This is a genomic window from Paenibacillus sp. EKM10P, assembly GCF_011800655.1.
In the GTDB taxonomy this organism is placed as follows: Bacteria; Bacillota; Bacilli; order Paenibacillales; family Paenibacillaceae; genus Paenibacillus; species Paenibacillus polymyxa.
Map to the genome: position 1 here is coordinate 52,157 of NZ_JAALET010000011.1, position 24,009 is coordinate 76,165.

At 45.4% G+C, this 24,009-nt stretch carries 21 protein-coding genes; 6 read left to right on the forward strand and 15 right to left on the reverse strand.

What is annotated here, in order from left to right; translation table 11 throughout:
* Positions 1-43: 43 nt before the first annotated feature.
* On the reverse strand, positions 44-628 hold the full coding sequence (gene lepB / locus HFE01_RS20735; protein WP_016819338.1) for a signal peptidase I: 585 nt from the start codon (positions 626-628) through the stop codon (positions 44-46).
* Between the two features lie 119 nt (positions 629-747).
* Positions 748-1,173, reverse strand: a complete 426-nt coding sequence (locus HFE01_RS20740; protein WP_013369410.1) for a GNAT family N-acetyltransferase — start codon at positions 1,171-1,173, stop codon at positions 748-750.
* 520 nt (positions 1,174-1,693) lie between these two features.
* Here HFE01_RS20740 and HFE01_RS20745 point away from each other — a divergent pair.
* Together HFE01_RS20745 and HFE01_RS20750 are read left to right on the forward strand one after the other, a co-directional pair.
* Positions 1,694-2,308: a superoxide dismutase gene (locus HFE01_RS20745; protein ID WP_107734919.1), complete on the forward strand. Its 615-nt coding sequence runs from the start codon at positions 1,694-1,696 to the stop codon at positions 2,306-2,308.
* Between the two features lie 137 nt (positions 2,309-2,445).
* Positions 2,446-2,934, forward strand: coding sequence for a DinB family protein (locus HFE01_RS20750; protein ID WP_017428441.1), 489 nt, complete (start codon positions 2,446-2,448; stop codon positions 2,932-2,934).
* Positions 2,935-3,019: 85 nt separating this feature from the next.
* On the opposite strand, the gene HFE01_RS20755 is transcribed toward HFE01_RS20750, so the two are convergent.
* Both HFE01_RS20755 and HFE01_RS20760 read right to left on the reverse strand, forming a co-directional pair.
* A complete protein-coding gene (locus tag HFE01_RS20755) occupies positions 3,020-4,459 on the reverse strand; it encodes a PTS transporter subunit EIIC (RefSeq protein ID WP_107734920.1) in 1,440 nt (479 codons plus the stop codon).
* Positions 4,460-4,483: 24 nt separating this feature from the next.
* On the reverse strand, positions 4,484-6,676 hold the full coding sequence (locus tag HFE01_RS20760; RefSeq protein WP_016819342.1) for an alpha-galactosidase: 2,193 nt from the start codon (positions 6,674-6,676) through the stop codon (positions 4,484-4,486).
* Between the two features lie 174 nt (positions 6,677-6,850).
* Here HFE01_RS20760 and HFE01_RS20765 point away from each other — a divergent pair, with 174 nt between their 5' ends.
* Entirely contained in the window at positions 6,851-7,672 is an 822-nt protein-coding gene (locus HFE01_RS20765; RefSeq protein ID WP_164965345.1) for an AraC family transcriptional regulator, read from the forward strand.
* Positions 7,673-7,775: 103 nt separating this feature from the next.
* On the opposite strand, the gene mutY is transcribed toward HFE01_RS20765, so the two are convergent.
* The gene (mutY, locus tag HFE01_RS20770) at positions 7,776-9,026 is read right to left on the reverse strand and encodes an A/G-specific adenine glycosylase (protein WP_107734922.1); all 1,251 of its coding nucleotides are present in this window, start codon (positions 9,024-9,026) and stop codon (positions 7,776-7,778) included.
* Between the two features lie 4 nt (positions 9,027-9,030).
* Positions 9,031-9,435, reverse strand: a complete 405-nt coding sequence (gene acpS, locus HFE01_RS20775; RefSeq protein WP_016819345.1) for a holo-ACP synthase — start codon at positions 9,433-9,435, stop codon at positions 9,031-9,033.
* A 182-nt stretch (positions 9,436-9,617) separates the two neighbouring features.
* Here acpS and HFE01_RS20780 point away from each other — a divergent pair, with 182 nt between their 5' ends.
* On the forward strand, positions 9,618-10,445 hold the full coding sequence (locus HFE01_RS20780) for an alpha/beta hydrolase family protein (RefSeq protein WP_016819346.1): 828 nt from the start codon (positions 9,618-9,620) through the stop codon (positions 10,443-10,445).
* Between the two features lie 91 nt (positions 10,446-10,536).
* Here HFE01_RS20780 and nadE read toward each other — a convergent pair whose 3' ends face one another.
* The 3 genes from nadE to HFE01_RS20795 all read right to left on the reverse strand — a co-directional run bounded on the left by nadE (position 10,537) and on the right by HFE01_RS20795 (position 13,765).
* Positions 10,537-11,346, reverse strand: coding sequence for an ammonia-dependent NAD(+) synthetase (gene nadE / locus HFE01_RS20785; RefSeq protein WP_016819347.1), 810 nt, complete (start codon positions 11,344-11,346; stop codon positions 10,537-10,539).
* A gap of 102 nt (positions 11,347-11,448) precedes the next feature.
* Positions 11,449-11,883 (reverse strand): BrxA/BrxB family bacilliredoxin, encoded by a 435-nt coding sequence (locus tag HFE01_RS20790; RefSeq protein WP_016819348.1) that lies wholly within the window; start codon positions 11,881-11,883, stop codon positions 11,449-11,451.
* Between the two features lie 142 nt (positions 11,884-12,025).
* Positions 12,026-13,765 (reverse strand): two-component system sensor histidine kinase NtrB, encoded by a 1,740-nt coding sequence (locus HFE01_RS20795; protein WP_090891318.1) that lies wholly within the window; start codon positions 13,763-13,765, stop codon positions 12,026-12,028.
* A 295-nt stretch (positions 13,766-14,060) separates the two neighbouring features.
* Here HFE01_RS20795 and HFE01_RS20800 point away from each other — a divergent pair, with 295 nt between their 5' ends.
* Positions 14,061-15,320 (forward strand): BaiN/RdsA family NAD(P)/FAD-dependent oxidoreductase, encoded by a 1,260-nt coding sequence (locus tag HFE01_RS20800; RefSeq protein WP_107734965.1) that lies wholly within the window; start codon positions 14,061-14,063, stop codon positions 15,318-15,320.
* A 159-nt stretch (positions 15,321-15,479) separates the two neighbouring features.
* Here the strand turns inward: HFE01_RS20800 and HFE01_RS20805 are convergent, their stop codons facing one another.
* From HFE01_RS20805 to HFE01_RS20830, 6 genes are all read right to left on the reverse strand, one after another.
* Entirely contained in the window at positions 15,480-17,150 is a 1,671-nt protein-coding gene (locus HFE01_RS20805; protein ID WP_016819351.1) for a ribonuclease J, read from the reverse strand.
* Between the two features lie 171 nt (positions 17,151-17,321).
* On the reverse strand, positions 17,322-18,752 hold the full coding sequence (locus tag HFE01_RS20810; RefSeq protein ID WP_017428446.1) for a YfcC family protein: 1,431 nt from the start codon (positions 18,750-18,752) through the stop codon (positions 17,322-17,324).
* A 2-nt stretch (positions 18,753-18,754) separates the two neighbouring features.
* Complete coding sequence (locus HFE01_RS20815) at positions 18,755-20,338, reverse strand: amidohydrolase (protein WP_107734923.1); 1,584 nt, start codon at positions 20,336-20,338, stop codon at positions 18,755-18,757.
* A 134-nt stretch (positions 20,339-20,472) separates the two neighbouring features.
* Positions 20,473-21,186 carry a GntR family transcriptional regulator gene (locus HFE01_RS20820; RefSeq protein ID WP_016819354.1) on the reverse strand — a complete coding sequence of 238 codons (714 nt, stop codon included), beginning with the start codon at positions 21,184-21,186 and terminating at the stop codon, positions 20,473-20,475.
* A 95-nt stretch (positions 21,187-21,281) separates the two neighbouring features.
* Complete coding sequence (locus tag HFE01_RS20825; RefSeq protein ID WP_107734924.1) at positions 21,282-22,094, reverse strand: fructoselysine 6-kinase; 813 nt, start codon at positions 22,092-22,094, stop codon at positions 21,282-21,284.
* Between the two features lie 28 nt (positions 22,095-22,122).
* Complete coding sequence (locus HFE01_RS20830) at positions 22,123-23,091, reverse strand: SIS domain-containing protein (protein ID WP_107734925.1); 969 nt, start codon at positions 23,089-23,091, stop codon at positions 22,123-22,125.
* A gap of 275 nt (positions 23,092-23,366) precedes the next feature.
* On the opposite strand from HFE01_RS20830, the gene HFE01_RS20835 reads away from it, so the two are divergent.
* Entirely contained in the window at positions 23,367-23,999 is a 633-nt protein-coding gene (locus tag HFE01_RS20835; RefSeq protein WP_025364005.1) for a LysE family transporter, read from the forward strand.
* Positions 24,000-24,009: the final 10 nt, after the last annotated feature.

A 24,009-nucleotide genomic window follows, 5' to 3' on the forward strand; every position in this document is an offset into this window, starting at 1 on the left:
CGGGTCGCACGTATTCCGCATTGATTTCAGACTCATAACTGCTCTATAGCCACTTCCACTCCGAGATCGGCCAAAATATAAACTCTGCACGTCCCAGTAAATCTTCAGACTTAACGCTGCCAAAGTACCGGCTATCCTTGCTTGCAGCCGTATGGCGATTATCTCCCATGACAAAGAAGTGTTCTGGCTCCACCGTAAAAGGACCGTAATCACCATCCTCCACGTCCGAGTTGGTGTACGGTTCATTTAGCAGCTCACCGTTTACATATAAATGATTATGCTCAATCCGAATGACATCTCCGGGAATACCTATGACTCTTTTCACTAAAAATCTTGGGCTGGACAGTTTGGAATCGGGATCTTTTAAAATCACAATGTCCCCTCTTCCCGGATCATGAAAATTATAAACCAGCTTGTTAACGAACAAATGCTGGCTTTCCATTAGCGTCGGCTGCATCGAATGTCCTCTGACCGTAGACAAGTTAAATACAAACAGGTTCAGAAGCAGCAAGACAACCATCGCGATCAGCAGAGTGACTAACCAATCGCGTATGTAACCAGAGCGACCTGCCTGTTTGGACGTTTCCGGTGAAGGAAGCGGGTCTGACGAAGGAGCCAAAGCGTCCATAATTAACCTCCTCAACCCTGTTATAAATAGAAAAGCATATCCCGTACCCGATTGCAACGGTTACTCAGATATGCTCTAAATGTAAATATTATACTTCGTTTCTGTATATCGAATACCGATTAATGAGGTGCCAAAATACTCAGCTTCTGAAACGCCTGTAAAATCTGGCTTGCTCCGTAGCCCATAGCTTCGTACAACGGCATGGCCGCACTGTTATGCTTGTCCCCTGCTACCCAAATACGGCTAACCTTACGTTGCTGAAAACGCTGCTCCATGGACTCCACAAGCGATTTCCCGATTCCCATCCGACGATGATCCGGGTGAATAGCAATACGATAATAACAACCATGATTCTGATCAATCGTGCCAATCAGGGCACCAACGATCTCTCCCTCTTCTTCGGCAACGACGATCAAACCGGAATCCCACGAAAGCTGACGGGCAAAAGCACCCACCGTCTCTTTGTAGCACTCCTCCGACAAGGCAATTTGCATGAGCTCCGTTACTGAATTCACATCACTTAATTGAAAGGAACGAACGTGCATAGTAATATCTCCCTTTTCGTAAGCATAATAAATAAATTGAGACAGCACCGTCATTTTTACATAAATCCATAAAGCGCTTATCATGGTGTTAATCACAAGGCATTATGATAAAAATGCATACGATCTGCTATATATGAAATGAAGAACAGGAAAAGGGTGTATGCCCTCAAGTTTGTCGTGTCATAGACATGACAGTTTATAGCAGACGACAAAAAAGCCCAAAATTCTGCTTCCTTGACCATTAAACCATACTTTTTGACGGAATACATCCCTTTTTCTCATGTAAGCGCTGTATATAAAGCGTTTACATTTTAATGTTCACAATTTACCTCTTATTACCTATGTATTATGTATTCCAATCGTGTTTTTGGACATGCTAGCTACCAGGCCCAATTGCCCAGTTTGGTATTTTACAAACAAAAATGTTGAAAAAATAGGCTGAATGCGGTTTAATATAACTATCGAGGGTATTATTACATAGGAACACTTACCCAACCATATAACCAGGAGGGATTTTATTATGGCATTTCAATTACCTGAACTTCCTTACGCAAAAGACGCACTGGAACCACATTTTGATGCACTGACAATGGAAATTCACCATGATCGTCACCATAACACATATGTTACGAACTTAAATGCAGCTCTGGAAAGCGCTCCTGAACTGCAAAGCAAAAGCCTGGAGGATCTGATCTCCAATCTGGACAGCGTTCCTGAAAGCATCCGCACTGCGGTTCGCAATAACGGTGGTGGACACCACAACCACAGCCTGTTCTGGGAAGTTATCGGTCCTAACGGCGGTGGACAGCCAACAGGTGCAATTGCTGAAGCCATCAACAACGAACTGGGCGGCTATGACAAATTTAAAGAAGACTTCACTAAAGCAGCTACAACTCGTTTTGGTAGCGGCTGGGCTTGGCTGGTTGTCGGCAAAGACGGCAAATTGGCGATCACTAGCACTCCAAACCAAGATAGCCCGCTGTTCGAGGGTCTGACTCCGGTTCTTGGACTGGACGTTTGGGAGCATTCTTACTACCTGAAATATCAAAACAAACGCCCAGACTACATTGCAGCTTTCTACAATGTAATCAACTGGGATGAAGTCAACAAACGTTACGCGGCTGCAAAGAAATAAGCCAGTAACAACATTCTTATCCTAAATCATGAAGGGCTGTCTCTAAAGTAGATTTTCTACGAATGAGACAGCCCTTTTGGCATTCTGTGGTAAACTGGTGGAAATCATTCTTTATTACAGTCCCTGGAGGGTAATGGATGCAGACTTTTTTTCGTTACAATTGGATGGTTCGGGAACAATGGTACCGCTGGTGTGAAGAGGTGCCGCAGGAGGAACTGCTGAAAGAACGCATCGGCGGGGTTGGCGGCATTCTAAAAACGCTCTTTCATATCGTTGATGTAGAATGGAGCTGGATTCAAATCATTCAAGGCAAACCTGATTTTCAGGAAGACTTCTCTCAGTATAATACGCTGAATAAAGTCCGCGAGCTGGATGCAAAGTTTCGACTTGATGTAGAGCCGTTCGTACTCGCCTGGCATGAAGGTCTGGAACGAAAAAGGTTTGAAGATCACCTCCCGGACGGCAGAATTGCGATTGATGCCTGGGGTGAGGTAATGCGCCATGTCATTGCCCACCAGATTCATCATATCGGGCAGTTATCCGTATGGTCGCGCGAGCTTGGCAAGCCTCCGGTATCAGCCAATGTGATCGGCAAAGGGCTGATTGAGAGCGATCCCTCCATATAGGTACGATATCCGTAACTAAAAAGGAGTAGAAAAGAGCCTTTAAGCTCCTCCTACTCCTTTTTATTCATAAACTTCGATTCATTCCTTAAGATATTACTTTTGACCTCTTGCTCTTGATCATACCGTAAGCCAATGTAAATAATGCTCCGCATAACAGGGCAATCAGATGAGCAACAAGATAATTGATATGACCGTGGTTATCTGATGCTGCAATTGCAAAGCCAGGAAGAGCCGTGGTTCCGAATCCTATGGCTGTCAGCTTGCTTAAATATACATATGCCCCTGCAACCATTCCTCCAAGGCAACCAGCAATTAAAGGGAATTTATACTTTAAAGTGACCCCGAAGATGGCTGGTTCCGAGATTCCAAAAAGTACAGACCCGAATGCAGAGTAACCCAGTTCTTTAACCTTGGTGTCTTTGCGATTCAAAAGAACATACCCCAAAACGGCGCCCCCTTGAGCCATCAAAGCTACCGATGCCAATGGATTAATAAAATTTCTGCCTGTATCGGTTAACAACTGTGCTTCTACCGCGCCCATAACATGGTGCAAACCCGTAATAACGATGATCTGCTGAATACCTGCAAAAAACATAAATCCAAATATCCCCAGGTTTTGCGTCATCCAAAGCAACGAAACAGTCACCAGACTGGCCAACTCTCGCCCAAGAGGGCCGATAATGGTAAACAGAAGCAGGGAAGAAACAATGACCGTCAGCAAAGGGGCCAAAAATAGTTTAATCATGTCTGGAACCTTTTTGTTAAAAAACTGATCCAACTTGGCTACCACATATCCCATCATTAGAGCAATAATAATACCGCCCTGAAAGCCAACCAACTGTACGGGAAGCCCGAAAAGACTGATCGATTCCGGATTTTGGCTTCCTTTAGCTACCTCAAAAGCATCCGCCAAGGCCGGATGAAGCATAATCGCACCTAGCACAAGCCCGAGAATTGGACGACCACCGTATCTCTTGGTTGCAGAATACACAACAAGCAGCGGCAGGATGGTGAAAATCCCTGTGGAAACGATCTGAACAAAGCGATTGATCCCTTGGAAAATTGGATACATCTCCACAATCGATTTAGGGCCGAATAGCCCCTTTTGACCTAGCAGCCCGGTGATCCCCATTAACAATGCGGCGGCAAGAATTCCAGGCATGATCTCAATGAAGACATCTGACAGCGATTTAATCGCTTTCTGAAAAGGATTTTGCTTTTGTGCGGACTTCGATTTGACATCACTTAATGACATATCTTCCGTTCCAGTCAGTTTGGAGAACACAGCATAGATATTATTGACCAACCCTGCTCCAAAAATGATCTGCAGTTGATCCCCTGCTATGAAAACACCTTTAACCAGATCAATATCCTCAATCTTCTTTAATTCCGCTTTTTCATTGTCCTCAAGGACAATTCTTAGTCTTGTGGCACAATGGGCCACACCGATAATGTTCTCTTCACCACCGATATATTTTAAAATTTCTTGAGATATTTGCTTATAATGCTTTTCTTTTGCTTCCATCTAGTAAAACCTCCTCTAGCTGAATCAGATGTCCTCTTTAACAAATCTCCAGAACATGCCTAAAAAGTCCTGCTTCACCCTGGCAAGCGTTATGCCAACATGCATTAATTCATCACCACCGAACAGCTCACCCGTTTCTATATTTCTGTAAACGTAGTCTGGATTCAGACCTTTGAATTTTAACGTTTTAATCGCAGCAGCCGGTTGGGATAAAACCTTGAAATAGCTGGCCGCCATTTCCGTTTGATCCTCTGACACAAAGCTCCATGCGGCTTCATTTTCATCAAATGGATTAATAATTCTGTAAAACTTTCCAAACTGAATGAGCGATCTCATTTCTTTATACAGAGCTATCTGTTGTTTTACCACTTCTTTTTCTTCAACGGTTAATGCCGTCAGATCCAGCTCATATCCTAAATTCCCGGCCATGGCGACATAACCTCTGGTCTCCAATGGAGTTATTCTGCCCACTTGATGGTTAGGTACCGTGGAGACGTGTGCGCCCATCGTAATCGGAGGGTAGACAAGACTTGTTCCCCATTGAATTTTCAGTCGGCAAATGGCATCCGTATTATCACTTGTCCAAGTCTGAGGCATGTAATAGAGCATACCGGCATCAAAACGGCCTCCTCCACTAGAGCAGCTCTCGAATAAGACATGAGGAAACTTCGATGTAAGCTCTTCCATAACACTGTAGAGCCCCAGAATATAACGATGCGCCGTCTCCCTTTGTCTTTCAGGTGGTAAAGCAGCCGAACCCACATCTGTCATGTGACGATTCATGTCCCATTTCACATAAGTAATTGGAACATCCGATAAAATGTCGGAAACCGACTTAACGATGTACTCACACACTTCCTTCCTCGATAAATCCAACATAAGCTGATTTCTGCCCAACGTATACGGACGATCAGGGACATGGATACACCAATCGGGATGCTTTCTGTATAAATCGCTGTCTATGGATACCATTTCAGGTTCAAACCACAAGCCAAACTCCATACCCAGATTTCGAATGCGGTTGGCAAGATCCGGCAAGCCATCTGGAAGTTTGCGACGATCCACCACCCAATCGCCTAATGAAGTATTGTCATCATCACGCTTTCCAAACCATCCATCATCTAATACAAACAGCTCCACTCCTACACTTTGAGCTTCCTTCGCCAACTGCTCAATCTTGTCGGCATCAAAGTCAAAATAGGTGGCTTCCCAGTTATTAATCAGGATCGGCCGCTCCTTGTCACGAAATGGTCCACGACATAATCTGTTCCTGTATAAATCATGATAAATTCTCGACATACCACCCAAGCCATTTTCGGTGTATACCATGACGACTTCTGGCGTTTGGAAGGATTCCTCTGGTTCAAGCAACCATGTAAAATCAAAAGGATTAATCCCCATCGTAACTCTAGTGTTCCGATAGGAATCAACCTGAGTCTGGGCCGTAAAGTTCCCGCTGTACACCAGATTAAAGGCGTACACTTCGCCCTGTTCTTCATCTGTTCCTTCCCTTACAAGTGCCATAAAGGGTGCTTGTTGAGGGCTGCTGGCTCCGCGGCAGCTGTCTACCATTTGAATCCCGGGTAAAATTTTTCGTCTTGCTATATTTTTTTCATTATTATGCGCACCGTACAAGGTAATGAGTTCGTACTCATCATCACGAAAATCCACACTAGCACTTAATGCTCTAAGCAACTTTAGCTGCTGCTGACCTTCATTATCGAAACGGACTGAACGGGTAATGACATCCCCTTTTTGATATAGGCTATAGGATAGTACAACCCTTACATCAATTAATGGGTCTTCAAGGATGATTTCCAGTGTTTCTACTTCGCCATCATCCTCCGCATACGTAGAAGGAAGCCCTTTCAATTTTGGTTTGCCTTGGTAAACCCGATGTTCTTTATACCGAAAATCTGTCACTGTAGAACCATTCTCCAATTGAAGCTGATACGCAGGAATCCTGAAGTCACTATTTCCAAATGACGGGTATTCCTGTGGGATGGTATCCAGTGAAAAGGCTCGATCCGCCCCATCGGGATTAGGTGAAAATCCTCTATCCATGAAGATGATTTTGTTGCTCCCCCGATAGGTCTGAATTCTCTTCCCCCAATACAGATGAGCTAAATAACCATCACGTATAACCTGCATGACATAACTCGTATTGCTGCCTTGTAAATGGAATAAAAGCTTCTCTTTATCAATGTATATAGCCATAGTAACCCCCTTGTAGCGCCAATAGTAATATTTTCAAAAAATATAAATTATGTTGTTTCCTTGTTTCTTACACCCTAATAATAATTGAATAGTTTTAATAATTATATGGAATAATGTAGACTCTATATGAAACGGTGTGATAATATGCAGAGATGAATTAAGAGGTGAAACCAAATGAGTTCGCATTTTTCCAATCATTCCTATAACAACCTGGATCTTAATTTATACACCTGTGGCAAAGAAAGCTGTACCAGCAAACACTCTTATGGTCCAGCCATTCGAAGCGGGTATATGGTGCATTTTATTTTAAAAGGAAAAGGGATCTTTAAAGTCAATGATAAAATCTATCATTTGGAGAAAAACGATGCTTTCTTTATTGAGCCGAAGGTTTTAATTTACTACGAAGCGGATGAAGTCGACCCGTGGGAATATGCCTGGATCGGTTTTAATGGGGTGCAAGCCAAAGAATATCTAAGCCGAACCTGTATCAATAGGGATAATCCCATTTTCCAGTTCGAAGCCGAGGGCAGCCTTGCCCGCTGTATGGAGAGCATCGTCGTTTCTTCTACGCTGAAATCCAACAAAGACCTGCTGCTTGCATCCAAGTTGTATGAATTTCTATATCTGATGTTTGAACTTTATCCTAATCAGGAAGTCAACAATGAGGTAAGACAGCAGCGGTATATTAAAGAAGCGCTTCTCTTTATTCAGCAAAACTATTCACATTTCATTACCGTAAGTGACATTGCCAAGTACATTTCAATTGACCGTTCATATTTGCACCGTTTATTTAAACAGCAACTCAATAAGTCACCGCAGGAATTTTTATTGCACTTGAGGATTGAAAAATCTTGCTCCCTATTAAAAAATACTTCCCTGAAAATCGGAGATATTGCTCGATCAGTAGGGTATAAAGATGTACTCCTATTCTCCAAGATGTTCAAAACGGTCAACAAATTAACTCCATCCGAATACCGAAAACATCACCAAAAATAACACGCTTTGTTCGTAACTAATTTAGGCATTTTCATTCCAGAAACAAAAAAATAGCAGCAGCATGGAGTAACCTCAAGTCCATACTGCCGCTATTTTATTAACATCAGTTCTCTTTTTGCTTCGTATAATACTCGGTGATCAGATCAAGGAACACCTTGGGAAACGCCAAGGTGGACATATCTGCCTCGCTGATCCAACGGTACCCCGCCGGCAGCGCATTGTGCGCGTGCTCTGCGTGCTCTGCGTGCTCTGCCTGCTCAGCCAGTGCAATCAACGCACCTGGCTTCGCCGCGGTGCTGTAGCTGGCCCGCTGCTCGGCAGCCAGCGGCTGTTCGCCCGCCTTCCCGGCAGGGGCGGCGACCTCTTCACACTGGAACACACGCAGGTTCCAGTGAATGTGGCTGAACGTGTGCTCCGCCTCACGTACAAACCGCACCGGGCGCGCATGCACACCCTCTGCCAACAAATGAGCCGCCAGATGATCCATAGCTGGCTCATCCGGCACCGGGCCGTTGTAGCCCTCCGGCCCGGCAAGCTCATGCGGCAGCTCCCACATGCGGGCCAACAGGCCCTTGGCCGGGCGTTGCCGTACAAGCAGGCGACCTGCGTTCGCGCCGCTGCCCTCGATGAGGGCGACGGAACGCGGCTCCAGGCGCGGCGGCTTCGCTTTTGTTTTGACTGGCAGCGTCTCCTCGCGGCCTGCCAGCCTGCCCGAGCAATGCTCCATGACCGGACAGGTCAGGCAATGGGGCGACTTTGGCGTGCAGACTAGCGCTCCCAGCTCCATCAGCGCCTGATTAAAATCAGAGGCTCTCCCTTCGGGAATCAGCTCCCTGACCAGACTTTCCATATGCGACCGCGTGCTACCCTTCATAATATCCTCTTCAATGAGGAAATAACGTGACAGCACACGCATCACATTCCCGTCTACAGCAGGCTCTGGTCGATTAAAGGCAATGCTCATAATGGCCCCCGTCGTATATGGACCTACACCTTTCAGTGCCGCAACAGCCTGCGTATCATCCGGCACCTGCCCACCGTGAAGCTCAACTACCTGTTTCGCTGCCGTTTGCAAATTCCGGGCCCGTGAATAATACCCCAGCCCTTCCCATAGCTTGAGCACCTCCTCCTCGGGCGCTTCCGCCAGCGCTTCAATCGTCGGAAAACGTGAAATAAAGCGATTAAAATACGGAATGACCGTATCGACACGTGTCTGTTGAAGCATAATTTCCGAAATCCAGATATAAAAAGGATTGCGATGGCGGCGCCACGGCAAGTCGCGTTTGTTACGTGTATACCAATTCAACAGTTCAAAGCTAAAATAACGCTTTTGTTCCAATGTATTTGTAGTCATCCCATCACGTCTCCTTATATTCGACAATCACAAAAGCAGAGGCAATGTTAGGCTGATGTGTAATACTCAAGTGAATGCTGTAATTCGAGTCACCCGTATTCGGCAATCTCAGTCGATCCCACGCAGACGAAGACAAATAAACTACGGGCTTCCCCCCAGGTTCAGGTAAAATATCCATATCACTGAACCCGATGATTTGTCCAATTCCACAGCCGAAGGCTTTCGTTACCGCTTCCTTGGCGGCAAAGCGCCCTGCTACGAACTCCGCTAGCCTCCCCTTGCGTTCCACTGCAAGCTCGCGTTCTGCCGGGGTCAATACCCGATTCAAAAATGCATCTGCATATTTACCTGCCAAAATATGAGCCATACGGCTTATTTCCAGCACATCATGTCCAATTCCGTAGATCATTTGGGTATTCCCCGCCCTTTTTTTACTTTACTGGATCTATTGTAACAGTGCGTCCACACCCTGGCGAGTCGCAAAGGCGTAAAAGCGCCACCAAAATATGTTAAAATGAGAGAGGCAATCAGTGAATGCTTGAAATTCGCGGATATGCCGGTTTAAAAACTCCCGTAGAAAGGAAGGATAGGATGTCAGAAACAATTGTGGTTGAAGCAGGTACCGATGCAGGAACAGATGCGGTGATCCGTGCCTCCTGGTTTCCCGCTAAAAATACGGCCAAAAGCCTGCTCATCATCGCTCATGGCTACAAAGGATTTAAGGATTGGGGTATGTTCCCCTTTATAGCAGAAGCATTGAGTATGGATAACCATGTGGTAACCTTCAACTTTTCACATAATGGCATAGGTGAGGATCTGGAGAATTTTACCGAGCTGGAAAAGTTCGCACGCAACACCTATAGCCGCGAACAAGAAGATCTGGTACTATTGCTGTCCAATCTGAGAGCACGCCATGAATTCAGAGAATTGCCGTTGTTTCTGTTAGGACATAGCCGAGGTGCGGGAAGCTGCTTTGTATATGCTCTAGATCATCCCGGCGAGATTGCTGGCGTCATTTCATGGAATGGCGTAACAGATCTTGATCTGTTTACTTTACCGCAAAAAGAAGAAATGCGTGCCAAGGGACGCAGCTATGTGCAAAACGCCAGAACCGGGCAACAGCTTCCGCTGGATGCTGTCATTCTGGACGACCTGGAGCACAATCGCGAGCGTTTTGCCATTGTAGACAGACTTGCCAACAGCCAGCTCCCAGTTGTGCTTATCCAGGGAACCGAAGACTCCAAACGTCTACGGGAAGGCTCTGCCCAACTCACCTCCGTTCGTCCCGATATCGAGTGGGTACAAATTCAAGGCGGCAATCATACTTTTAACACGGTTCACCCATTCCAGGGAGGCAGTCTTCAACTGGATCAGGCGATTACCGAAACCCGCCGCTTCATTGACTGGATCACCAATTAGGCAATAGCCCCTTCAATACAAACGGCGATCCGCCGGGCGGATCGCCGTTTGTATTTAGTTCAGCATTTTACAATTCCAAAATGATTCATGCTTACACTCCTGGAATGCTTGTCCGCTTATGTGCTGTACGTGTAAAAAAGCTTTCCAGCTTTTCGCGGGCTGCGGGGTCAATTTCCTTGCCTTCCAGATAGTCGCTGTTTGCTTCGTAGGAGATCCCCAGTTCCTTTTCATCCGTCTGGCCTTCCCACAATCCTGCTGTAGGCGCTTTGTCCAAAATAGCCTGCGGAACTCCAAGATAGCTGGCTAACAAACGTACCTGACGTTTGTTGAGCGTACTGAGCGGTGTAATATCGACCGCACCATCACCCCATTTGGTATAAAAGCCTGTAATGGCTTCTGAAGCATGATCTGTACCCACGACGAGCAGGTTCAGTTCATTCGCGAGTGCGTACTGAACCACCATACGTGTTCTTGCCTTTACATTCCCTCTCACTTGCGGAGTGATGGAACGTTCCAGACCCATATCCTTTAATGCATGCTCCACTTCCACGGCAACCTCATCCACGGCTTCCTTAATGTTCGTTTCCCCAGCATATTTCAAATTGAACGCTTTAGCCACTGCGTAGCTATGATCGATATCTTCCTGTTGACCATATGGCTGGAATACACCTAGCGTTTTGTATTCTTGCCCTTGCTCCTGCGTCAACTCATCTGTAGCCTGCTTGCACAAGGCGGCAGCTACGGCACTGTCAATTCCGCCACTAATGGCGATCAACAGCCCTTTGCTTCCTGTTTTTGTTACGTACGACTTGAGGAAATCCACACGCTTGCGGACCTCCGCCTCTACGTTGATCGTAGGCTGTACTCCCAATTCAGCAATAATCTGTTCCTGCAAACTCATCAGATAAGCACCTCTTTTTTAGGAATTTCCTTCACAAGCCAACACGCAAAAGCCCCGGCAAGTTTCGCAGGCGAAAAATGCGGGGGCATAGCTTGAGCAGTCTTACCGGCAAAAACGGTCAAATGCACCGGTCAAATCAGCAGCAATCTGATCTGCCGAACGATCTTCGATCTGATGACGCTCGATGAAGTGAACCAGTTCGCCGTCTTTCAGCAGCGCGATCGAAGGGGAAGATGGCGGATACGGTGCGAAAAATTCGCGAGCCTTCGCCGTTGCTTCCTTATCCTGTCCCGCAAAAACCGTATACAGATGATCCGGCGTAATATCATGCTTCAGCGCTTCAGCTATACCCGGGCGGCATTGGCCTGCGGCACAACCGCATACCGAGTTAACAACCACCAGCACTGTACCTTTAGCATCAGGCAGCTTGGCCTCCACATCTTCAGAAGTACGCAATTCCTGAATCCCAAGATTCGTCAGTTCATCGCGCATAGGCTGAACTGAATCTCTCATATATTGATCGAAAGACATAGACATATTCTTTCACTCCTTTTCATTAAATCATGTATACTACGTTTCTAATTTCATCCTGTGCCGTAGTAAAGGCATGGACATCTAAAGCCCATTATACAATCTTTTTCACGTAATTTGCAAAAAATCCGGTTACATCTTTGCACAATTATTTCTGTATCGAATTTATGACAGGAGGCTCAGAATGCTCCCGATAAGTCGGAATGGTTCTGCGCAGACGGACTTTAAACTGTGTGCCCATTCCCTCCACCGAATCTACGGCAATCGTACCGTGATGACGCTCCACTATACTTTGGCATAAGGCCAGACCCAAACCTGTACCTTTCGTTTTGGTTGTGTAAAAAGGCTGGAACAGCTTTTCAAGCTGTTTTGGCGGAATTCCCGGACCGGTATCCCTCACTTCCAGTTCGACAAAATCCCCTTCCTCATGAGTAGAAATGGTCAGCACGCCCTTTTCCCCCATAGCTTCCATCGCATTACGCGATAAATTAAGCAGCAATTGCTTGATCTCCTTAGGATTCAGATGCAGCATCGTTACATGATCCTCCAGCTTTAACTCAATCGTCTGTCCCCTCAGGTTGGCATCTGCCCACAATAGAGGTGTTAGTTCACGAATGATATCATGCAGATGACACTGCTCCTTCTCGACAATCCGATTCTGGGCCAGGGAAAGAAAATCATTAATAATCCCGTTCGCCCGATCCAGCTCCTCCATTACGATGCGGTAGTAGTGGCCTAGAGAATCAGGGCTTTTCTCGCGCATAAGCTGTAAAAACCCGCGCACAACCGCCATCGGATTACGTATTTCATGAGTAATGCCCGCGGCCATCTGCCCGACCAGACTGAGCCTCTCAAAATTGCCCAGCTCACTGCGGAGCGTCTCCAGCTCTGTAATGTCCTGCAAGGCGATAATGACTCCTGTGGTTTGATTCATATGTTTATCCCGAAAAGGGAGGAAACTTGAAAAGAATACTTTGGGAGATACATTTATAAAATCAGCGCCTGCTTCTCCTTCCAATGCTTTCGCAACTCGTTCGTTAACTACAGGCGAAGCGCTAAAACCGTACAACGAGTTTAAGGGACGGCCTACGACCTCAGGCAGCGTAATATAGGGATCGAAGTCCCGGTAGAGCTCCAGCATCGTTTTGTTCATATGTATAACTCGTTCTTCGCTGTCCAAAGTAACAAGAGATAACGGCATCAAATCCATGACTTGACGCAGCTTATCCACTTCGATTAAATATTTGCTCGTAAACTCAGTTACATCTCGCCGCAGCGTCAGTTTCTCAAAGGAATTATGCATCAGACTTACGACCGCAAAACTTGCCAACACACCTACAGCAACATTCCAAAACGTTGTAAGCAGATCAGGAATGTATACTGAAATGTTCTGTTTGCCCCACAATAGCGGTAATAAAGCCTTAAGCAGCATATCAGCCACAACATATGTGAAAATTACGAGCTTTTTGTCCAACAATGTTCCTCTTTGAAAAAACTTGACATGCAGTAGCATAAAAGGAAAAAGGATAAAAGCAGTGCCCACATACATTGGGGACATTTCTATCGACTGCGCTATAATTAGGACACCCGTCAATGCAGAAGCAGCGAGTACAAAGGAAGTGCGACGTGTACCGTACATGACGCCCACAGTAAGGGGAATAATACCGAGATTGGAAGGTAGGCCATATGGAGGCTGGTATTGAAAGAGCGAACATAGCAATATGGCTGGCAAGCAACACAAATAAAGTATTCCTTGATGAGGTCCGGGAAGCAGATGGCCTGCCCAAACCTTTTTCTTGTCTCCATAATCCGTTAATATAGAGAAAAAACCCGCCGATATAACGGCAAGGAGAACTTGGAGCACACTTTCCTTTAACGCAATTAACAAGGACTTCTCCCCCTCATCATCTTTCCTTGACGCCGTTAGTTGAATTAAAGCACAGGCTACAATATATTACAATATATGTGTTAAAATCCCGGTGTAGAACGACAAATTCTGCTAAATACCGGATATATATAAGAGGATCGTTTTTACGTTTTTTTTACTTACTCCTATAAAATAGAAGATATACACAGCTACTGTGCTCAGAGTCTATCTAAAGAGACGGGATTACGATATGATGGAAAATTTGTTACGCGATTCTGAATTTTTTGAAAATTTGTCGACGAAAAGGAAGAGGTTTATGACTTACGACGTAATTGTGATCGGAGGCGGCTCAGCCGGCTTAATGGCCGCGGCGGCTGCTAGTGGCGAGGGCGCCAAGGTGCTTTTAGTGGAAAAGGGAAATAAACTCGGACGAAAGCTGGGGATCTCCGGTGGAGGTCGCTGCAATGTCACGAATGCAAAAGAGCTGGATGAACTCATTCGCCACATTCCCGGCAATGGCCGTTTTCTGCACAGTGCCCTGGCTGCTTTCGGCAATCGGGATATCATCGCCTTCTTTGAACAACTAGGTATAGCCTTAAAGGAAGAAGACAACGGGCGCATGTTCCCAGTGACGGACAAAGCCAAAACGGTCGTCGACGCTTTGATTAATAAGGTACGCTCTCAAGGAGTCGAAATTCGGACAAGCTGTCCTGTTCAAGAAGTGATTTACAAAGCAGGTCATACGGCTGGCGTGCGGCTGCGTTCCGGTGAAATGCTGCGTAGCCGTAACGTCATAGTCGCTGTCGGTGGCAAGTCCGTCCCTCATACAGGCTCGGAAGGTGACGGCTATGCATGGGCAGAGCAAGCAGGGCATACCATTACGGAACTATATCCAACAGAGGTCCCGCTAACGTCAGGCGAGACATTCATCCAGACAAAAGAGCTTCAGGGACTCTCCTTACGAAACATCAGCCTGACCGTATGGAATGCGAAACAAAAGAAGGTTGTCGTTCATGAAGGAGATATGATTTTCACACATTTTGGTTTATCTGGCCCAACTGCTTTGCGTTGCAGTCAGTTTGTCGTCAAGGGACTGAAAAAAGATAAGGTAAACACGGTGTTATTAACTCTCGATTTACAGCCTCATAAACATGCTGATGAAGTCTACCGTGAGACGCTGGAACTGGCATCGGTTGATGCAAAAAAGGCGATCAAAAACGTACTTAAGTCTTATTTACCGGAACGCATGATTCCGTTACTGCTTCAGCAAGCTGAACTGCGTGAAGATTTGACCTATGATCATATTCCCAAGCAGCAATGGCAAGAACTCGCCCAGCGAATCAAGGCGTTTCCCATTCGTGTGAATGGTACGCTCTCTCTGAAAGAAGCATTTGTTACCGGGGGCGGTGTGAACTTGAAGGAAATTAATCCGAAAACAATGGAATCCAAGCTGATGCCTGGATTGTTTTTCTGCGGTGAGATTCTGGATATTCACGGCTACACTGGAGGCTATAATATTACAGCTGCGTTTACGACAGGGCATACAGCAGGGACGCAAGCGGCCGTAAACACTTAAGACGCTGCGCTGCATACCACCACTGCATCCTCGTTTTTTAGGGGAGATAGGAAAAGGAAATTAAAAAGACTTAAATCAGTTGTATCACTGATTTAAGTCTTTTTTTGATTAATCGCGTAAAGAATACGCTCTATCTTGTTTTGACGTTTACCGCTATTCCTAAACCTCAATAATGATAGGTAAAATCATAGGTCTTCTTTTAGTCTGACTGTAAATAAACTGACCCACATTATCTTTTAACATCTGCTTAATCAGGCCCCACTGACTCATTTCGATTTCTGTTAACTCGTTCACTGTGGTCATAATCGTGTCGCGAATCTGATTCATCAATTCTTCGGAATCCTTAACATATACAAAGCCTCTGGATATAACCTCTGGCGCAGCGAGCATTTGCTTCTCGTTTTTGCTCAGAGTCATCACAATAATCAGCATACCGTCTGAGGAAAGTTTTTTACGGTCCCGCAGTACAATATTACCTACATCACCAGTTACCAGCCCGTCTACCAGGCTATTGCCGGATGGTACTTTGGGACCCAGGGATGCCCTTCCCTCTGCGATTTGAATCGTCTCACCGTTTTGGACGATAAATACATTCTCCATCGGAATCCCTACTGACTCTGCTAGCTGACGATGCTGATGCAGCATTCTGAATTCACCATGTATAGGAATCAAATACTGGGGTTTCATTAGGGTCATCATTAATTTTAACTCTTCTTGGCTGCCATGACCGGATACGTGCATCCCCGTGGCGCTGCCTGATCCATAAATCACGTTGGCGCCCAGTACGTACAGGTTATCGATGACTTGGGAAAGATTTCGTTCATTCCCGGGTATAGCTCCTGCAGCGATGATCACAGTATCACCAGGCAAAATTTCGATTTTGGGATGCAGAGAATTGGCAAGTCGGGACAGTGCAGCCATCGGTTCCCCCTGACTTCCTGTACATAATACTGCAATTTCTTCTGCAGGATACCGCTCCGTTTCTCCAGCCTCAATCAACAAGTCCTCCGGCATATGCAAGAATCCTAGTTCCTTAGCTACGGACACCACATTGATCATACTGCGCCCCAGTAAAACAAGTTTTCTGCCTGTCTCCACAGCCGCATCAATGACCTGTTGGACACGGTTAACATTGGAAGCAAATGTAGAAATGAAAACTTGCTGTTTGGCTCTGGCAAAAGCGTCCAAAATATGCCCGCCAACCAAACGCTCCGAAGGAGTAAAGCCTGGTCTTTCGGCATTTGTACTTTCGGAAAGAAGCACTTTAACTCCTTGTTTTCCAATCTCAGCCATGCGATGAAGGTCAGGGAAAGGTCCGCTGACAGGAGACATGTCGAATTTAAAATCCCCGGTATGAACCACATTACCTTCTGGTGTCTTGAAAAAGACGCCCAAGCAATCAGGGATGCTGTGTACAGTGGTGAAAAAGGATGCCTGAATCGAACCCGCCTGAATGGTTGAATCCGCATCTATAAGATGAAGCTCAGCATCACGTAAAAGGTTATGTTCCTTTAGCTTAATTTTAATCAATTCGATAGTGAGTTTTGTGCCATATACGGGGATATTAATCTGCTTCAGTAAATAAGGAATGCCCCCGATGTGATCCTCATGGCCATGCGTTACAATGAGCGCTCTGACTTTATCCTGATTCTCCTGTAGATAGGTGACATCTGGTACAATGAGGTCAATACCAGGCAAATTTTCATTAGGAAACTTGGAACCACAATCAATGACGACAATATCCTGATCATATTGGATAAGGTACATATTTTTACCAATCTCATTAACACCGCCTAAAGCAGCAATGAGTAATCTGTTATCAGCAAGCATCAAGTTTATTTCCTCCTTAGGAAAATGCTATCCATATTATTTATTTTCCACGTAAACTTATACACCCTATGGGGAAAGAAATGAGTAGCCTTCCTACATAAGAGAGGACTTGTTTCACCAACACAAAAAGAAACCCTTGTCTCTAACAGACAGGGGCCCTCACTTGATTGATTAGATACCCACCGCAGCCGATATAGCAGCAAAAATAGCAGCAATCAGCCATAGGATCGGGAATAGTTTGAAGATTACCTTCAGCCACTGTCCAAAGCTGATCCGGGCAATGGCCAATCCTGCCAGCAACACTCCGCCTGTTGGTGAAATGAGATTGGTTAACCCGTTACCAAATTGGTACGCTGTGACTACAGCTTCACGATTGATGCCTACAAGATCGCCAAGCGGTGCAAGTACAGGCATGGTTAGTGCAGCTTCCCCTGAAGAAGAGGGAACGAGGAAAGTAATGATATTATGCGCAAGCAGCATAATAGTCGTGAATAAATAACTTGGCAATCCTTCCAGGACGCTTGCAAGTGCATTCAATACGGTATCTATAATCATCCCCTGTTCTGCGATAATCAGAATTCCGCGGGCGAGGCCTATGATCACCGCGGCGTAGATAAATTCACCGCATCCTTTTACAAAATTCTCAGCTATTTCCTTCTGACTCATTTTGGTGACAACCCCAACAAAAATACCAAGGGCAAAGAAAAGGGCGCCGATCTCCGTCATATACCAGCCTTTGACCAAAATCCCCCAAACAATTGCTCCAAGCGTTACAATAAATCCACCTATAATTAATTTGTCCCGAAATGTGAAGACGACGTCCTCATCTGTGCTTTCCTTTATAAACTGCTCGCGGTTTATAATATCACTCTGAAACACGATGGATTTCTCTGGATTTCGCTTAACCCGGTGCGCATACCACATCGTAAAAGCAATAGAAATCGCCGTAAATACAAGCCATTCGATAAATCTCAGCCAGAGCTGAGGATTCCCCTCCACTCCTGCGATCCCCTGGGCAATCAACACCGAAAATGGATTGACCGTCGAACCAACATAGCCAATTTGCGTTCCCAGAAATAAAATAAGAATCGCGGTCATAGAGTCAAAACCCAAGGCAAACATTAACGGAATGAAAATCGCATAAAGTGGGATAATTTCTTCACTCATCCCAAAAGTAGAACCTCCGAGACTGAAGATCACCATAGCAATGGGAATAAGCAAAATCCCCTTATTCTTTAGCCGCCTGGCAAGAGCTGTCAGCGCACGATCAATGGCCCCTGTCTGCAGAATAATACCGAAGGAGCCGCCTACGATAAGAACAAAAGAGACGACATCGGCGGCATTGATAATCCCCTCAATCGGGGCGCTAAGGATTTGGGGGATACCCTGTCTTAAATCACCATTCTCTCCCGTTTTGGGTACAGAGTGATAGGTTCCTGAAACGATTGCCGTTTTGGTCACACCGTTCACTGTCACTTCATGACGCTCAAATTGACCGCTGGGTACAATCCATGTCAACGCGGCGACTGTAATAATAATCAAAAATATTAAGGTATAGCTATGGGGCAAGGATAATTTCCATTTCTTATTCGTGATGTTCATGTTTATCCCTCATTCCAAGAATGGTTATACGTAACCTTCCCTCCCATAATGGTCAATATCACTTGGGCATCCCTGATGTCATCAGCGGATGCATTAAGGAGGTCGCGGTCAAAAACGGCGATGTCAGCATATTTTCCAGCCTCCAGCGTACCTGTCACCTCTTCCATATAACAATGTTTGGCTCCATTAATCGTCCATGCCTTTAAAACTTCGGATGGCGGCATTCCTTGGTCAGGATACCAGCCTCCAGCAGGCGAGCCATCCGGGAATAATCGGTGAGAGGCTGCATACAGCGAATCGGGGACACTGGTGATAAATAAAGGCAAATCAGTACCTATGGTGATCGGCACGTTAGCTTCCAGCATGGACTTATAATTATAAAAGCGGTTTTCATTCTGTTTGCCTGCCACTGCAGACATATAAGCCTCTTCGTAAGAGGGATTGAGCAGCAGAATCTGGGCATAGACCTCGGCAAAAATTTCGTTCTCTCCCATTCTGGTCAGATCATCTGGATGAGGATACTCCAGATCACTGATCGAATGTCTGATAAGGTGATTGCCCTGCTGCAAGCGGCATTTTTCAATCATGGATACTGCTTGGCGAATTGCTGCATCGCCTTCTGCAGTTAGGCAGCATTTGATCCCCTGGCTGTCCGCTTCCAGAACAGAGGCTTCAATCTTCTCATAATCAACTGTCCTCAAATTCGTGACCCCAGGCATATCTGCGTAAGGCTCCAACATGTCCCCTGTATGATCTGCTACAACGCCGTCAAGCATCAGCTTGTAACCTTGGAAACGAATAAGGTCTCCATTGTAAAGTGCTTTATATTTGATACCAATGTTTATATCAAACGGTTCAACAACTGGTTCCAGCGAGAAATGAAATCTCAGTGGCAATTCACCTGTTTCTTTCAATTCTTCTAGAATGGGAAGCAGCTCGCTATGCCGGTCAAAGCCAATATCTTTTATAGAAGTAACTCCTCGTGCAGCCAGCATACGGCAAAATTCCATAAACTCTTGTTGGACAAGGCTACGGTCCTGCATCATAACTTGGAGCAGTAAAGCTCGTGCTTCGGCACTGCATTGATCCGGGGAAAACTGATATCTCTCCTCAGCCAATCGGTTCATCCAGCAGTAGCTTTTATTTTGGTTAATGGCGATGACCGACCGATCGGGAAACAATCCATCCAACAAGCTTGAATCAGGCAGCTTCCCCCATCTGTCCTCGCTCCAACCGAAAGCGGTTACATCTTTTCCTGGCGGAAGGTTGTTTGCCTCTTGTAGCAAGAGTTCCATTGCTTCTTCACTGGAGGCCGTATGCGCCAGATCGACGCCCCGATGCATCGACATGTATCCGGTAAAAAATACATGGTTGTCATGAATTCCCGGCATGATAAAGGCATCGCCCAGATCATAGACAACCGTTTCGGCTCCTATCCAGGCTTGTGCCTCTTCCGGACGCCCCACCGCTGCAATACGTTCTCCTCGGACTGCAACAAACCCGGGCGAAGCTTCATCTTCCAATCCATTAAAAATAGCATGGGAGAGTAAAACTTTGTCTGCTAATGCATCGTTCTTCCCTTGCACAGTTTCACCACCTCACGATTGATCCATCTAACAACATGACGTAATATAACGTTATATTAATGCTTCTGCTTCTCCCTATTGGATGGAAGCAGAAGCCACACTTACCTGAACTACCTTGCATAACAGGCAACGGATTATATGGAGAATTGATAACGATCTCCGATGATGTACTGCTTTCCTACATGAACCGGGCTTCCGTGCTGGTCATAGATCATTGTATGCATGTAAAACAACGCCTGTCCGATCGCCGTCTCCAGCAGCTTGGCCTGATTTTCATCCGCCAAAGCAATTTGTAATATCGTCTCTCCCGGCTGGTTAGGATCGATGCTGTATTTTTGCCGCAGCAGCTCGTATACAGACCCTTCCAACTGCTCGTTCATTAGAAATGCAAAACGGTCATAAGGATAAAAATTGTTTTCCAGCATCAGGGGGCGATCATCCGCATATCTTTTACGCTGGATAAATAACACCTTTTCTCCTGGCGATAGCTGCAATTGATGTGCAATTTCCTCATCTGCTTCTACGATTTCACGTTTTGTGACCACACTATGTGAAGAAAGACCATTGGACTTGCAAGCAGCCGTAAAACTGATGACATGTTCAATCTTCCGTCCAATCTTGGGGATATTGACAAAGGTGCCTTTCCCCTGACGTTTGGTCAAATATCCTTCATGAACTAATTCGGCAATTGCTTTTCTTACGGTAATACGACTTACATTATACATCTCGCTTAACTCTGTTTCAGTCGGTATACGGCTTCCCTGCGTAAATGTTCCATTATGAATAGCGGTTTTGACCGCTTTTTGTAACTGAATATATAATGGCTCCGCTTGGTCTGAATTTAACATCATGTACCCTCACTTGTCATATAACGTTATATCACTCTCACTTAGAGTATCAAAGGTTACATATTCTTACAAGTGAAGATATTCGAAAAGGCTCGTCAATAATGAACGCCGTATCCGAAGGAACCTTCTACCAGACAGCTCTGGGCGGCAAGCCTTGAGCCTTCTGCCATAGCATCCTGAATGTTGTCTTTTTCCAAAAAGCTTAGTAAAAAAGCAGTTATATAAGAGTCGCCTGCCCCCATAGTATCCACAGCGTCAACGGAATCAGGCATTTGAAAATAGAACTTCGTACCATCATAGGCGATGGATCGGTCACCGCCACGTGTGGCGACCAGAATTTGTCCCTCTTTTTTTCGATTGGAGCGGATATAATTCTGTGTCTCTTCATCCGTCATATGGCTGCAAGAGAAAAATGCAAAATCGGCATACGTAATATTTTGTTCTACTTGTGTATCTGTAAAATCATCTGAAAAATCAAAAGAAATAGGGATTCCTAGCGTCTCTAATTCAGGCAGCAAGTGACCTGTATGACTGTACAAGCCAGTATGAATCAGATCGAATCCGCCAAGATAGTCCTTGTCATCTTCGCTCAATTCCAATGGATGAAGACGTGTCACTCCCCCCTCATTACTGCCGAGAAATACTCTGTCTCCGTCTTCCAGGGTTACACGTGCGCAGCCGTTCTCACCGCTGTGATATCTGCACCGTGAAATATCAATGTCAAGCTCACGCAGGGTGTGTTCTACATGCCGTGCTTCGTTGTCGTCCCCGAACACGCCTATAAAGGCTGCATCCACTCCCGCTTTTTTGGCAAACACACTAAAATTAAGCGCATTGCCGCCAGGGTACATCATACGCAGATGAACATATTTATCTACCACATTATCGCCAATGCCTAGAACCTTCATGATGGTTTCCTCCTGTTGGTAGGTGCGCTTAGTAAGCTACTTTGCCCATATAACGGCGAGTTTCCAATGGGTGATTGCGTACATTTGCTAGTGCTTCACGATACACACATACAATGCTGTAGAATAACACCGGGTTAAAAAACTCTACTACTTCGTCTGCAATCGTTCCGATGCCAAGCTCCTTTGCATCAATCACTTCCACTTTCTCGGCATACTGATTCAGGAAAGTCTGTGCCCGCTCATCCAGCGCTCGTGTACGTCCTTCGTTGATCATCAGAATAAATGGAGTTTCCTTATCCGTTACTTCAAATGGGCCATGGAAGAATTCACCGGAATGAATAGAAGCTGCATGGAGCCATTGCATTTCCATCAGCGAGCAGATGGCAAATCCGTAAGCATGTCCATAAGACGCTCCGCTAGTCAGGATATAAAAGAGTTCCTCATTGCGGTATCTGTCTGCGAATACTTGGGCACGCGGTTCAACTTGGACTTTGGCCCGGTTAATAATTCCATTGATTGCCTCCAATCCGTTCTGGAAAGCTGGGTAATGCACATAGCCCTCAGCGATTTGCAGCAGTTCAACCGTAAGTTCTAAAATAATGGCCATCGGGTTGTTTTTAACATCGCTCTCATCCCCCCACTCGTAGAGGAAGGAATAATCCGAATAGTTGAGCAGGTTCGCTTCACTGTTGTGGGTTAAGCCGATGGTATAAGCACCTTTCTCTTTGGCTGATTTAGCAGCCGCGACCGATTCTGGAGTATTTCCACCGTGGGAACAAACGATGACCACTGAGTGTGCTCCCAATCGTTTAGGCAATGCATGTACAAACTCATTCGCTGTATACATGCCTGCTACCAGTTTCCTTGCTTCACTATCCAGAAAATATTTTGAAGGATACATATCCACTAGTGAGCCCCCGCAGGCTACTAAATAAACCTCGGAAATCTTCCCATTCGCTTGTTCAAAAATCGTCTGAACCGTCTGTTGTACATTCATTTTTTATCTCTCCTTTTATATAACGTTATATAACGTATTGTTTACGAGATAAATATAAGCGCTTTCATTAAAAGTGTCAAGCCTCTCATTAAAAAAAGCTCTAACCCTTTATATAAGGATTAGAGCTCCTTTGGGATTGGATTCATTGGGTTAGCAAATAACGAGGCTGTGGCTACATATACGCACAAAAATATGGTCTTACACATGGGTTTGTCCGAATAAACTAAATGAGACAAATACATAACGTCCAATAAATAATCAAGGAGGAACCCCCCATTAATACATTTATCGGGTATGTTTTTCTGGGTCTGTCACTTTCAGCTCCCATTGGACCTATCAATGCCGCGCAGTTGGATCGAGGTATTAAAAATGGATTCTGGCACGCCTGGTTTATTGGACTAGGTGCAATCACAGCAGACATTATCTATATGATGCTTGTCTATTTGGGAATGATTCACCTTCTTAATTCCCCATTTGTCAAAGCTTTTTTATGGCTGTTTGGTTTTTTTGTGCTTGTGTATACAGGTCTTGAAAGCATCAAAAATGCTGGTGTGATTTCAGAGTCCGAATTAAGGGGAAATGGAAATACCCTGACTAACTCCTTTGTAGCCGGCTTTCTGATGTCGTTATTTAATCCTCTCTCCATCCTTTTCTGGCTTGGGATTTACGGGTCCATACTGGCCAACGTCGCTAATACATATCCAGTACAACAGCTATTGATTTACAGCGGAGCGATTGTACTAGGCGTTTTGGCCTGGGATGTGACGATGGCAGCCGCTTCAAGCGTTTTCCGTCGATTTCTCAGACCCGGATTGCTTAAAACCATCTCTTGGATGTCAGGTCTGTCTCTTGTAGGCTTTGGCTTTTATTTTGGTGTACAGGCATTTCAATTACTTTTTTTACGCTAACGCTTGTCTT